The sequence below is a fragment of the Actinoplanes aureus genome, from assembly GCF_015704865.1.
In the GTDB taxonomy this organism is placed as follows: Bacteria; Actinomycetota; Actinomycetes; order Mycobacteriales; family Micromonosporaceae; genus Actinoplanes; species Actinoplanes aureus.
This window is the reverse complement of record NZ_JADQTO010000004.1, coordinates 233455-246619: the sequence shown is the minus strand read 5'-3', so window position 1 is coordinate 246619 and position 13165 is coordinate 233455. Positions and strand designations below refer to the sequence as shown.

Genomic DNA, 13165 nt, shown 5'->3' with positions numbered 1-13165 from the left:
TTCCATGCTGACCCATCCGCGCAACGGGTAAGACAGTCGTTACCGAACGGAAGGAACAACCATGAACCCGGATCTCGAGGCGCTGGCCGAGGCGCATGGAGTGGCCACGTGGTACGAGAACTGGCGCCGGAAGCGCACCCCGGTGGCCGCGGAGTCGGTGATCGGCGTGCTCGGCATGCTCGGCGTGGACGCGACAACCCCGGCGGCGGTCCGCGAGTCGCTCGCCGCAGCCCGCCGCCGTGACCAGGGACAACGCCTGCCCGGGACGGTCGTGCTGCGCGCCGGGAGCACCGGGCCGCTGCCCGCCCGCGGCGAGATCACTCTCGAGGAGGGCGGCACGCTGTCGGTGGACCGGCTCCCCGCCGACCTCCCGCTCGGCTGGCACCGGCTGCGGGTGGCGGATCAGGAGGTCACCCTGGTCGTCGTACCGACCGAGCTGCCCGAACCGCCGGAGGCGTGGGGCTGGATGTTGCAGCTCTACACGCTGCACTCGGCCGGGTCCTGGGGCATGGGCGACCTGGGTGACCTGCGCACCTTCGTGGCCGAGTGCGGGGACGCGGACGTGGTGCTGCTCAACCCGCTGCACGCCGTCACGCCGACTCTGCCGGTGCCGGCCTCGCCGTACTCGCCGTCGAGCCGGCGCTTCGCGAATCCGCTCTACCTGCGGGTGGCGGACACCGGGGCGTACCGGCGGGCCGATCCGGACCTGCGGGCCCGGGTGGACGCGCTGCGGCCGGCGGCTCCCGCGGACGGGCTGATCGACTACGACGCGGTGTGGGCGGCCAAGCTCGCCGCGCTGGAGCTGCTCTGGCCCCTCGCCGGCCCGATCGACCTGGAGAGCGACCCGGGACTGGCGGACTTCGCCCGGTTCTGCGCGCTGGCCGAGGAGCACGGCCCGAACTGGCGGGAGTGGCCGGAGGAGCTGCGCCGGCCGGACTCCCCCGCGGTCCGCGCCTACCGCAGCGACCGGGTCGCCTTCCACGCCTGGCTCCAGCAACTGCTCGAGGAGCAGTTCGACGCGGCCGCCGACGCCGCCCGGGACATGTCGGTCGGCATCGTGCACGACCTGGCGGTCGCGGTCGACCCGTCCGGCGCGGACGGCTGGCTTCTTCAGGACGTGCTGGCGATGCAGGCCCGTACCGGCGCGCCGCCGGACGCGTTCAACCAGCTCGGGCAGGAGTGGGGCGGCGTGGCGTGGCGGCCGGACCGGCTCGTCGAGACCGGGTACGCGGCGTACCGGGACATGCTGCGGCGGATCTTCCGGCACGCCCGGGGACTGCGGGTGGACCACGTGGCCGGGCTCTGGCGGCTGTGGTGGGTGCCCGCCGGGATGGGCCCCGCCGCGGGTACGTACGTCCACTACGACCCGGAGGCGATGCTCGGCATCCTGGCGCTGGAGGCGCACCGGGCGGGAGCCGTGGTGATCGGTGAGGACCTGGGCACGGTCCTGCCGGTGGTGACCGAGGGCCTGGAGCGGATGAACATGCTCGGTTCGGCCGTGCTCTGGTTCACCCGTGACGACGACGGCGGCTACCGGCCCGCCGCCGGCTACCCGCGCAACGCCCTGGCCAGCATCTCCACCCATGACCTGCCGACCGCGGCGGGTTTCCTGGCCGGTGAGCAGGTGGCGGTCCGCGCCGAGCTGGGACAGCTGGTCGGCCCGGTGGAGCAGGAACGGGCGAACTGGGCGAAGGACCGGGACCAGTTGCTCGACCGGCTGCGCGCCGAGGGGCTGCTGGCCGAGGAGGCGACGACCGAGGAGACCGTGGTGGCCATGCACCGGTTCCTGGCCCGTACGCCGTGCCGCCTGATCACCGCGTCCCTGCACGACGTCCTGCTGGAACGCCGGCAGCCGAACCTTCCGGGCACCTTCGACGAATACCCGAACTGGCGAATCCCGCTCGGCCCCGACCTGGCCGACGTGACTTCGGACCGGCTTTTCCGCAAGGTTGCCGGAATTCTGGGTAACCGCAACGACATGGGCTTCCTGGACAAGGCGAAAGCGCTCGCCGACAAGCACGACGACAAGGTCGACGTCGCCCTGGAGAAGATCGGTGACGTGGTGGACCGGCGAACCGGCCACAAGCACACGGCTCAGATCGATCGAGGCGTCGACGAGGCCCAGAAGCGCACCGGCAACGGCGACACCCGGGTTTGAGAGGAGAGTGCACGGATGGGCTTCATGGATGAGGCGAAGGAATTCGCGGACAAGCACGACGAGCAGGTCGACCAGGGGCTGGACAAGGCCGGCGACCAGGTCGACCAGCGGACCGGCGACAAGTACTCGGACAAGATCGACCAAGGCGTCGACGAGGCTCAGAAGCGCACCGGGGCGGGCGACACCCAGCAGTAGCGGCGGGTCGTCGTCCACGGCGTACAGCATGGGGTGCAGCGGCAGGTAGGTGTCCGGCCGCCGGCAGCGAACCGGCGGGAGCAAGGACGATCGATGGTCCGGGTGTTCCCGGCAGTGCCGCAGCGCCCGGGCTACGGCGTCCTCGTGGTGCCGGCCACCGCCGTACTCACCGCAACCACCGCAGTCCCACCGCCAGAACGGCGCGCCCTCCTCCGAGGTGTGCCGCCGGATCTGCAGAGGCGCGCCCGCGCTCTGGCGGGCGGCCTCGAGGATGGCGGGCATCTCCAGGACCGGCGGCGGACCCAGCGGTCGCCGCTGTCCACCGATGATCTCGGCCAGCACGTTGCTTGACATGGTTTTCAGTGTGGAACGCGCTTTGTGAACCGTATGGCACTTTTGCCGAATATAGCCATGTTCAGCGTGCGGTGACGAGTCCCAGCGACGACGCGGAGATCCCCGGAAAAACGCCGGTCAGGTCGCCGACGCCACAGCGGGCTCGGAGGATCTCGCCGATCACCGCACGGTAATCGGTGGTCACCGCGAGGTCGCCGTCGCGCAACTGGGCGGTGGTCAGGCCGGGCCAGCGGCCGTACACCTTGCCGCCCCGGACGTTGCCGCCCAGCACGAACATGGCGTTGCCGTAGCCGTGGTCCAGGCCGCCGGAGCCGTTCTGCGTCACCCGCCGGCCGAACTCGCTGATGGTGATCAGCGTGACCCGGCGCAGGCCGTCCGGGCCCAGATCGGCGGCGAACGCGGCCAGGGCCGAGGCGAGCGCCTTGAGCTGGTCGTACATCCGCCGGCCGGGTACCGCCGTACCGAGATTCTCGTGCATGTCCCAGTCGCCCGAGTCGACCGTCGCGCTCATCAGCCCGACGTCCGACTTGATCAGCCGGGCCACGTCGCGCAGCGCTCCGCCGAGCTCGGTGCCCGGATAGACCGCTCCGTTCGCGGGCGCGTACCCCGCCGTTCGCAGCCGCGTCCCGCGGGAGAGCGCCCCGGTCAACTGCGTCGCGTTCGCCGACAGCGCGACCGGCGCGCCGGCGTAGAGCGCCGCCATCGTGGCGGCGATCGGCCGATCGGCCTGCTCACCGGTGAGCTGAAGGTCGTCGACCGAGGTCAGTCCGAGGTACGGCGCCGGGCCGGCGAGCACCCGGGCCGGCCGGGCCGTTCCCATCGCGATCGCGTGGAACGGGTCGGTCGAGCCGAGCGTGCCGAGCATCCGGTTCAACCAGCCGGTACGCAGCGAGGTGCCCGGCGCCGCCCGCTCCAGCTCCTCCATCGCCGAGAAGTGCGACCGGTTCGGCGCCGGCTGGCCGGCCGCGTGCACCGCGGCGAGCTGCCCGCCGGTCCAGTACGGCAGCAGCGGCGCGAGCGCCGGGTGCAGCCCGAAGAACGAGTCCCCGCCGATCAGCTGGGACTTCGGTACGGCGATCCCGGGCCGAGCCGAGTAATAGGCGGCGTCACCGGCGGGCACCACGGCGGAAAGCCCGTCGAACCCGCCCCGCAGCGAGAGCAGCACCAGTACGTCGCCGGCGTACCCGGGCTCGGCGGCGAACGCCAGGCTGGTGTCGAGCCCGGCCGCGGCGAGCCCGGCTCCGGCCAGGCCGGCGGCCAGCAGGTGGCGCCGCGACGTACAGGTGTGTGTGGTCATCGCAGTCACCTCAGCGCGAAGGACGGGGAGTTCAGCAGCATCCCCATCAGGTACGGGAACATCCAGCCCACGGCGGGGTCGTTCGGCTTCAGCGGTGACGCCGGCGTCTTTCCGTAGAAGGCGGCCAGCGCGGCGGTCTGCTGGGCGGTCGGCGCCACGCCGAGCAGCCGGGTGCCCACCGCCGCGATGAGCGCGCCGTACGTGGCCGGCAGCACTCCCACCATCCCGGTCGCCAGCGACGCCGGCCTGACCAGCGTGTCCGGCCACCACCCGGCCGCGATGGAGAGGTGGAAGTTCCACCGCACCAGCAGTCCGGACGGGGACGCCCACGCGCTCGCCACGTCCGGATAGCCGTTCGGCGGCCCCCAGAACAGCGGCGCGTGCCCGGCGTCCCGGCACATCCAGTACAGGCTCTCCAGGAACTTGGTTCCGCTGGTCGCCGGGCCGTAGCCGAGCGTGCGCACGGTCGCGGCCAGATCCTCCAGCGGCGTCCGGGTCTTGGCCCCGATCGAGGCCGCGAACTCGGCCGACGTGAACAGGGCCCGCAGCACGGGCACGATCGCCGACTTGTTGTCCAGGTAGACCTTGACCAGCGCGGTGATCAGACCGGCCGGGGGTTCGTCGGCGACGAACCGGACGCAGAGCTTCGTGACGATCCGGCGGGCCGTGACCGGGTGCAGGGCCAGGTAGTCGAGCAACGCCAGCGCGGCCGCCTCACCGCCCGCGGCGGTGGCGTTGGCGTGCTGGAACGAGAGCACCCGGATCGCCCCGGTGGCGTGGCCAGCGGCGTCGTACCGGTACTTCCCGGTGGCGTGATCCACGGTCAGGCCGGTGAGCAGGCGGGCGGCGCCGAGCACGTCCGACTCGGTGTACGCGAGACCGACCGTGTGCAGTTCCAGCAGCTCACGTCCGTAGTTCTCGTTCGGCGCGGCCTTCGTGGAGTACCGGTTGTCCAGGTAGGTCAGCATCGCCGGGTGCCGGGCCGAGGCCTTGAGCAGGTCGGCGAAGCTGCCGAGGGCGTACTTGCGGATCACGTTGCGGTCGTAGTCGACGCGGCTGTCCCAGACGTCGCCGTACGGGCAGGTGACGTTGAGGTGGTTGCTCCAGAAGTCGACCATCACCTCGAACAGCTGCCGCTCGCTCCAGATCGCCCGGCCGGCCGCGGCGAAGGCGAGCTGCCACATCGGGTCCCAGCTGTACTGCTTGAGCTTGCCGGCGGACACCTGAGCCCGGATGTCGGTGATACCCAGCCCGCTCAGCGGCAGCCGGGTCAGCAGCCCGTCGACGACCTTGTCGGGGATGGCCGACGGGTTCAGCTGGCGGTCCAGCCAGGCCTTCGCACCCAGCCTGCGGATCTCGGCAATCGACGCGGGGCTCGGCCCGAAGGTGGCCCGGCGCAGCAGGTGCAGCAGCGGGTCGGCGGGGAGGAAGGAGGCGGGGGCCGCAGCCGCGGCCGCGGGTGTACCGGCCAGGGTGACCGCCGCGCCCGCGGCTGCCACCCCGCCCAGCACCGTGCGCCGGGTCAACGTCTGCTCGAAAGCGCTCACGCTCCGATACGTCGGAACTTTGCGGTGTGATCGCTGGGTTCCCTGCGGCGTGCAACCGAGCTGCTCCCTGGATACTGGCCGGATGGCACAGCGCAGGACGACCCGGCGGCGGGTGGAGACGGTCGCTTCGGGCGTCGCGGAGCTGGTCCCCGACCCGGACCGGGACACCGCCTGGACGCTGCTGCTGGACGGTGCGCCGCAGTCGCACGTCGACCTCGCCGACCCGACCTATCTGCAGTTCGAGTACATCCGCCGGATGGCCGCGGCGATCGACCTGGCGGCGCCCGCCGGGCGGCCGCTGCGCGCCCTTCATCTGGGCGGCGGCGCGCTGACGCTGCCGCGCTACCTGGCCGCGACGCGGCCAGGCTCGCCGCAGCGGGTGGTGGAGATCGACGGGCCGCTGGTGGAACTGGTCCGGCAGGCACTGCCGCTTCCGGCCGGTGCCAATATCCGGGTACGCGTATCCGACGCCCGCGCGGCCGTCGAGGGCATGCGGGACAGCGGGTACGACGTGGTGGTCCTGGACGTTTTCGCCGGCGCGCGTACCCCGGCCCACCTGGCCTCCGCCGAATTCCTGCAGGAGGTGGCCCGGGTCCTGGACCCGGCCGGATGGCTGATCGCCAACGTGGCCGACGGTCCGCCCCTGCGGCACGCCCGCAGCCAGGTCGCCACGATCCGCGCCGCGCTGCCCGAGGCCTGTGTGATCGCCGACGCCGGAGTGCTGCGCGGCCGCCGGTTCGGCAATCTCGTGGTGCTCGCCGGGCGTACCCCGCCGCCGATCGCGGAGCTGACCCGGCGCGCCGCCGGGGACTGGTTCCCCGGGCGGGTCGAGACGGATCTCGACCGCTTCACGGGGGGCGCCGCACCCGTACCGGACGCGACGGCGATCGCCTCCCCGCTACCGCCGGAAGGATTGTTCAGTAACCGAAAGTGAGGGATGGGTCGGCCGATGGTGCGGCGACGGTCACCACCGGATGTCGATTTCGGAAGTTACAGTGTGATTCGCATCGGGTGACTGGCGACACCGCCCGCGACCCGCTGTAATCGTTCCGGCCGCGTGTTTACCGATCGCGGCGAGCACGGGGAAGGCAACCATGTTCCACCAGCACTTCCTGTCGGCGACGGGCACCGACCTCGGACCGCTCGACAGTGGCGAGCGAGTGCTCTGGCGAGGCCGCTGCGCCGTCGCGGAGTACGGGTTCGACAAGGCGTCCTCGTTGCCGCGCTGGACGCTGCCGGAGGAGACCGACGTCCTCGTCACGGACCGCCGGGTGCGGTTCGCGCACGCAAGCGCCACAACACTGAGTAACGGCGAGCTGTTCTGGCTCTGGCCGCAGCATCTTCGGGTCCAGCCGGGAAACCGGGAAACCGGCCGCAACGCCACGGTCACCCAGATCCAGCTGGTCTGCACCGGCCCGGAGGGCAGCTTCCCGGCACTGGTCTTCGCCGGCGGCGATGTGACGAAGGTCGGCGACGCGGACCGGCTCGCCAACGTGATCCGCCAGGCGATCGCCCGGTTCCGGGTGGACAACGCCGACGAGATCGGCGTGCCGGCCGTGCAGGCCCGGATGCTGTCCCGCCTGGTGATCGGGCCGGAGTTCAGCAACTACCAGGGCGGCGAGGGCCAGACGGTGACGATGCTCGGCGCTGTGCCGGTGCCCGCCCCTGAGCCGGAGTACGCCGCGCAGCCCGCGTACCCGGAGCCGGTCCACACCGAGCAGCCGGTCTCCTCGGCTCCGGTCTCCGGGACGCCGATTTCCGGCAGCCGCGCCTACCCCGAGCGTCCCGGCCTGGCCGCCGACGCGATCCGCGCCGAACAGGCCATCCGAGCCGAGCAGGACAGCCGGTACGCCGAGCCGGACCTGGCCTCCCGCGCGGCGAGCCTGGCCGCCCGGGTCGCCAGCCTGATCTCCGACGCCTCGGACGACGTCCCGGGCCGGAGCACCAACCTCTCCGCGTACCTCGACGGGGAGTCCGGCCCGCGCCGCTGACCCCAGTCAGGTCGTCGACGGAGCGAAACACCGCCCGTCGGCGACCCGTTCGTCGTGCACCTGGTGTGCCCGGCGCAGCAGGTCCATCAGCTCGTCCTGCTGGCGGATGCGAGCCCGGTACCGCTCGGGCAGCTGCCGCAGGTTCTCCTCCTCGATCAGCAGCCGGTGGAAGATCTCGTCGCAATACGCCGGGTCGGTCTCGATGTCGAGGAACTCGTTGGCATGCCGGCGGGCGTTCGAGACGTACGTCCGGGCGCGGCCCTTCGGACTGAGCAGCGAAGCGACCACGGTGATCACGAGGACGCCGATGATGATCGCGAGCGAGACCACGGTGGGGATCTCGGTGACGTGGACCGGATCGCCGCTGTTGATGAACGGCACGTTGTTCTCGTGCAGCGCGTGCAGCACCAGCTTCACGCCGATCAGGGCGAGGATGGCCGCCAACCCGTAGGACAGGTAGACCAGCCGGTCCAGCAGGCCGTCGATCAGGAAGTAGAGCTGCCGGAGCCCGAGCAGGGAGAAGGCGGTGGCGGTGAAGACCAGGTAGACGTTCTGGGTCAACCCGAAGATCGCCGGGATGGAGTCCAGCGCGAACAGGATGTCGGTGCCGCCGATCGCCACCATGACCAGCAGCATCGGGGTCAGCACCCGGCGGCCGTCCTGGTAGGTGAACAGCTTGTCCCCGTCGTACTTGTCCGAGGTGTGCAGGAACCGCCGGGCCAGCCGGATGATGAAGTTGTTCGGCGGCTCGCCCTCTTCGTCGTGTTTCTCCCGCAGCAGGTTGCCCGCGGTGATCAGCAGGATCAGCCCGAAGAGATAGAAGATCCATGCGAATGAATTGATCAGGGCCGCGCCGACCAGGATGAAACCGGTCCGGGCCAGCAGCGACACCACGATGCCGAAGAGCAGCACCTTCTGCTGGTCCGCGCGCGGCACCTTGAAACTGCTCATCAGCAGCAGGAAGACGAAGAGGTTGTCGACCGAGAGCGCCTCCTCGGTGACGTATCCGGCGAAATACTCCGCGCCCATGGTGGAGCCGCCGAACACCCAGACGCCGACACCGAACAGGATCGCGATGGAGACGTAGAGCGACGTCCACAGTGCGGCCTCACGGAGCTTGGGCACATGGGCACGCCGGACGTGGAAGAAGAAGTCGAAAAGCAGGAGACCGACAATGCCCAGAACCGTCAGGACCCACACCACACCGGATACCTGCTGCATCCGTACATCCTAGGGGTGATCGGCGCCCGTCACCGCGGAGCGCAGCTGGGCGGCGGTGAGAAATAGCGCACCCCGCAGATCGGCCTCGCGCAGATCGGCGCCGCGCAGGTCCGCGCCGGTGAAGTCGGCCCGCCGCAGGTCCGCACCGCGCAGGTCGGCGCCGATCAGCACGGCACCGCGGAAACTCGCGCCACGCAGATCGGCGCCGCGCATGCGGCGGCCGATCAGCTGAGCTCCACTGTGGTCCGGCCGGCGGCCGCCGGCCTTGGCGCGCACCATCTCACTCGCGCGCCGCAACAACGGATTAACCCTGCCCCGGTACGCGTGCACGTCGAGTACCCGCAATTCCGCGGGAGTGCCGGCCGCGAGCCCGTCCGTCTCGGTCAACGCGGCACGCAGTTCGGGATGCAGGCGCCGCGCCTCGTCCAGTGCCAGCGCCTCGGTGAGGTACCACATCAGCTCGTGCAGCTGCCGCATCACCGGCAGCACGGCGAACATGTCACCGGCCAGCTCCGGCGCGGATCGCCAGTCCCGCCCGCCGAACGTCTCCTGAGTGATCCGCTGGCCGGCGCCGAAGCAGTCGAAGACCACACACCCGCGGAAGCCACGGCGGGGCAGCTCCTCGTGAATATCGCATCGAAAGTCGTCGTTCAAATTGCGACAGGGGCGCCCAGCGGGCTTGTCAATGGCGAAATCGGAGGATTTGGCAAAGGCCGGAGCTACGCAACAGAGCGCGGCGCAGCGAGCACAATCGGCAGCCAGGCGAGTCATCTCATCCGTTTCCGTAGAACTGAGCGCCCGGGTCGCAGTGGTTCGGGCAGAATCGGTGTGCTGACCGATTTCGCCGATATCAGCGGACCCGCGCGCGTCAAACACCTTACCGACATCGTCCGTAAAGCCATTTCCGCGTGCAAGTTCGATCACTTACCGGCCGCAGGGGCCGCGCAAAGCCGGACCAGCAGGTAAGGTCCCGGTCTGTTGGAACGATGACCATGAAGGTAAATCCTCGATAGCGTCACCGTTCGATCCTGGCGCGGGCACCTTCAGCACTGCCCCACGACGGAGGACCACTACACATGCAGACACGACCGAAAACGATTTTCGGCGTAGGAACCGCTTTGGGTGTGCTCATCGCCGGCACGGGCCTGACGGGGACGACTCCCGCCTTCGCGGCCGACGTGCCGACTTTCAACAAGCCCACCGTCCCCACCGGCTTCGCCACCGTGCAGCTCACCGGCAAGGCGACGCCGAACAAGCCGGTTACGCTGCACGAGCGTGCGTACATCTGGCGCGGTGACGCCAAGACGGGCGCCGACCTTCCCGTGGCGGACGAGTACGACCACCCGGTCACGGTCACGGCGGACGCGAGCGGCAACTGGACGATCTCCCGCGACATGGACTCGGGTTTCGTCTGGGCCGTCGAGGCCGAGGACGAGTACTCGCCGATCGTGACGGCGCCGATGAAGGTCGGCGGGACCCTCGAGGTCACGTCGACCGCTGCCAACGCCATCAGCTACCGGTACCACGCCAGCCCGGACCAGCCGTGGTTCCCGGTCAAGATCGAGCGGCAGAACGGCAGCAGCTGGGTAGAGGTCGCCTCGGGCTACACCGACGGACCCAAGGGCAAGGAATCCGATGTCCTGCCCGAAGGCGATGACGGTGACAAGGACGCGGAGTTCCAGGGCACGGCCACCGGTCAGCCGGCGGGTCAGCAGACCTACCGCGCGGTTGTGGCCGAGGCCGGAAAGCCGGCTTACGCCTCCGAGGAAAACTTGATCGAGGCGAACACGTTCACGGACAACGTCACGGTCGCCGGCACCGGTGGGGGCACTCCCACGTCGCCCAGCCCGAGCCCCAGCAAGCCGACGACGCCGACCTCGCCGACGCCGAAGCCCACCACGCCGACGCCGAAGCCGACCGTGCCGACGGTGCCTGCCGCTCCGGCCGTCGGTTCGGTCCAGTTCACCCGGATCCAGTACAACGCTCCGGGCGCGGACCGCAAGACGAACAAGAGCATCAACGGCGAGTACTTCCGGATCACCAACAAGACCAAGAAGGTCATCAACCTCTTCGGTTGGACGATCCGTGACCGGGCCGGCAACCTCTACCGGTTCACCAGCAACTACTACCTGGCGGCCGGCAACAGCACGATCGTCCGTACCGGCAAGGGCAGCAACGTGCGCACCAACCGGTACTGGGGCAAGACCAAGCACGTCTGGAACAACGGCGGCGACACCGCGACCCTGCGGACCCCCGCCAACAAGACGATCGACACCTGCCGCTGGACCAAGCCCGGCAAGGGCTACACCACCTGCTGATCGCCTGAATCACCGCATCATCTGGAACCGCCCTCTGGGATTCGTACCCCGGAGGGCAGTTCCGTCTCTCGCAGCCGGCGGCGAGCCGCCCCTCGAAAAGGAACCACTAGATGCAAAACCGTCTCTTCGGCGCCAGCGCCGCCTTCGGTGTGATCACCGCAGCGGTGCTGATGGCGCCCACGCCGGCGTTCGCCGCCGACGCCCCGACGTTCGACAAGGTCCCGGTGGCGAACGGCTTCAACACCGACGACCCGGTGGTCCTGAGCGGCACCGCCGCCCCCAACACCGAGGTCACCCTCTATGAGGACGCCTACAACTGGGCCAGCAAGTACACCGTCGACCAGCTGAAGAACACGCCGGCACCCGACTACAGCAAGGCGCAGACCGGGCCGAACACGTGGCCGGCGGTGACCACCACGTCGAACGCCTCCGGCCGCTGGAGCATCACCCGGCCCATGGACTCGGGGCACATCATGATGGTGGGCACCAAGGACGGGTTCTCGAACCGCCGGTATGCCGCCGTGCGGGTGCAGGCGGGGCTTTCGGCTGAGCCCAACGGGGCCGGTGCGGTCAGCTTCCAGGTCAACGTCAACCCGGGCCAGGCGGGCTTCCCCGTCATCATCCAGCGCTACAACGGCACGGCGTGGGTCCAGGCCGGCACCGGAGCCACCAGCGGTGAAGGCGCCGCCGCGGGCTGGGGTGACGTACTCACCGGCCTGCCTGCGGGTGCCCACACCTTCCGCGCGTACGTCGGCAACTTCACCGACGGGGGCACGGCCGACGAGAAGGCCGATTTCGCCAGCGCGACGAACCTGATCATCGCGAACTACTCGAACAACGTCCGGGTGACGGTCGCCGGCTCCCCGGCCACCGACAGCACGGCTCCCTCCGGCAGCAACCCGGTGCCGAACCCGACCATCGCGGATCCGGACGGCGGCCCGGTCGACAACCCGAACCCGAGCCCGAGCTCGAGCAGCCCGAGCCCCAGCCCGAGCACGAGCAAGCCGCCGGTCACCCCCACCAAGCCGCCGGCCACGCCCACCAAGCCGCCGGCCGCGCCGGCCGGCCCGGCGGTGGGCTCGGTCCAGTTCACCCGGATCCAGTTCAACGCTCCGGGCAAGGACACCCGCAAGAACAAGAGCATCAATGGCGAGTACTACAAGCTCACCAACAAGACCAACAAGACGATCAACCTGAAGGGCTGGACGGTCCGTGACCGGGCCGGCAACCTCTACCGCTTCACCAGCACCTACAACCTGGGCGCCGGCAAGAGCGTGATCGTCCACACCGGCAAGGGCACCAACAAGTCCACCGTCCGGTACTGGGGCAAGACCAAGCACGTCTGGAACAACGGCGGCGACACCGCGACCCTGCGGACCCCCGCCAACAAGACGATCGACACCTGCCGCTGGACCAAGCCCGGTAAGGGCTGGAGCGCCTGCTGATCGTCAGCCACACCTAGAACTGCCCTCCGGAACCCGTTTCCGGAGGGCAGTTCCATGTCTCGCCGCGGTAACGAAGCGCCGACACCCACCACGCCGGCCCCGAAGCCGACGAACAGGTCCAACCACGTGTGGGGCAACACCGGCGACACCGCAACCCTGCGCACGACCACCAACAACCCGATCGACACCTGCCGCTGGACCACCCCCGGCAGGGGCCACACCACCTGCTGACCCAGCCCTAATTGCTGATCAGAAACGGCCCTCTGGAGCGAAGCACCACACCGGCCCGTGGGGTGCGAGGCGCCTGTGGGCCGTTCCCACCCACCCCGCCCCGGCGCCCGCGCTGAAGCAGCCCCACAGATGAGACCGCGGCGTAGCCAGACAACGATCCAAATCCGGCAGAACAACCCACCCCGTACCAAAAAAGAAGCGCAAGAAACGCACCCACCGCAACCGCCGCAACGTGGGGTCCGGGGCTCGGCCCCGGGGAAGGAATGCGAAGAGGGCCCCCAGTTCGCGCTTTCCGCGAACAGGGGGCCCCAGAACCTCGTAGCGGGGACAGGATTTGAACCTGCGACCTCTGGGTTATGAGCCCAGCGAGCTACCGAGCTGCTCCACCCCGCGTCGGCTTGGTAACAG

11 protein-coding genes, 1 tRNA gene and 1 pseudogene are annotated in these 13165 nt (G+C 69.9%); 8 read left to right on the top strand and 5 right to left on the bottom strand.

The window, feature by feature from the left end; translation table 11 throughout:
• Positions 1-61: 61 nt before the first annotated feature.
• From malQ to I4J89_RS09915, 3 genes are all read left to right on the top strand, one after another.
• Positions 62-2158, top strand: a complete 2097-nt coding sequence (malQ, locus tag I4J89_RS09925; protein WP_196413579.1) for a 4-alpha-glucanotransferase — start codon at positions 62-64, stop codon at positions 2156-2158.
• A gap of 15 nt (positions 2159-2173) precedes the next feature.
• A complete protein-coding gene (locus I4J89_RS09920; RefSeq protein WP_196413578.1) occupies positions 2174-2353 on the top strand; it encodes an antitoxin in 180 nt (59 codons plus the stop codon).
• 93 nt (positions 2354-2446) lie between these two features.
• Positions 2447-2704 (top strand): hypothetical protein, encoded by a 258-nt coding sequence (locus I4J89_RS09915; RefSeq protein WP_196413577.1) that lies wholly within the window; start codon positions 2447-2449, stop codon positions 2702-2704.
• Between the two features lie 64 nt (positions 2705-2768).
• On the opposite strand, the gene I4J89_RS09910 is transcribed toward I4J89_RS09915, so the two are convergent.
• Both I4J89_RS09910 and I4J89_RS09905 read right to left on the bottom strand, forming a co-directional pair.
• On the bottom strand, positions 2769-4004 hold the full coding sequence (locus tag I4J89_RS09910; RefSeq protein ID WP_196413576.1) for a DUF1501 domain-containing protein: 1236 nt from the start codon (positions 4002-4004) through the stop codon (positions 2769-2771).
• 5 nt (positions 4005-4009) lie between these two features.
• On the bottom strand, positions 4010-5551 hold the full coding sequence (locus I4J89_RS09905) for a DUF1800 domain-containing protein (RefSeq protein WP_196413575.1): 1542 nt from the start codon (positions 5549-5551) through the stop codon (positions 4010-4012).
• 82 nt (positions 5552-5633) lie between these two features.
• Between I4J89_RS09905 and I4J89_RS09900 the strand changes: the two genes are divergently transcribed.
• Together I4J89_RS09900 and I4J89_RS09895 are read left to right on the top strand one after the other, a co-directional pair.
• Complete coding sequence (locus tag I4J89_RS09900; RefSeq protein ID WP_196413574.1) at positions 5634-6485, top strand: spermidine synthase; 852 nt, start codon at positions 5634-5636, stop codon at positions 6483-6485.
• A 160-nt stretch (positions 6486-6645) separates the two neighbouring features.
• The gene (locus tag I4J89_RS09895; protein WP_196413573.1) at positions 6646-7542 is read left to right on the top strand and encodes a translation initiation factor 2; all 897 of its coding nucleotides are present in this window, start codon (positions 6646-6648) and stop codon (positions 7540-7542) included.
• A 240-nt stretch (positions 7543-7782) separates the two neighbouring features.
• On the opposite strand, the pseudogene I4J89_RS09890 reads toward I4J89_RS09895, so the two are convergent.
• Positions 7783-8763 (bottom strand): annotated as a pseudogene (locus I4J89_RS09890) (TerC family protein); the annotation flags it as partial.
• Positions 8764-8772: 9 nt separating this feature from the next.
• On the bottom strand, positions 8773-9417 hold the full coding sequence (locus I4J89_RS09885) for a pentapeptide repeat-containing protein (protein ID WP_230858647.1): 645 nt from the start codon (positions 9415-9417) through the stop codon (positions 8773-8775).
• A 470-nt stretch (positions 9418-9887) separates the two neighbouring features.
• On the opposite strand from I4J89_RS09885, the gene I4J89_RS09880 reads away from it, so the two are divergent.
• The 3 genes from I4J89_RS09880 to I4J89_RS09870 all read left to right on the top strand — a co-directional run bounded on the left by I4J89_RS09880 (position 9888) and on the right by I4J89_RS09870 (position 12757).
• A complete protein-coding gene (locus tag I4J89_RS09880) occupies positions 9888-11081 on the top strand; it encodes a lamin tail domain-containing protein (RefSeq protein ID WP_309238263.1) in 1194 nt (397 codons plus the stop codon).
• A gap of 110 nt (positions 11082-11191) precedes the next feature.
• On the top strand, positions 11192-12526 hold the full coding sequence (locus tag I4J89_RS09875; protein ID WP_230858646.1) for a lamin tail domain-containing protein: 1335 nt from the start codon (positions 11192-11194) through the stop codon (positions 12524-12526).
• A gap of 54 nt (positions 12527-12580) precedes the next feature.
• Entirely contained in the window at positions 12581-12757 is a 177-nt protein-coding gene (locus I4J89_RS09870) for a hypothetical protein (protein ID WP_196413570.1), read from the top strand.
• Between the two features lie 319 nt (positions 12758-13076).
• On the opposite strand, the gene I4J89_RS09865 is transcribed toward I4J89_RS09870, so the two are convergent.
• Positions 13077-13150: transfer RNA gene (locus I4J89_RS09865), tRNA-Met, on the bottom strand.
• Positions 13151-13165 lie beyond the last annotated feature (15 nt).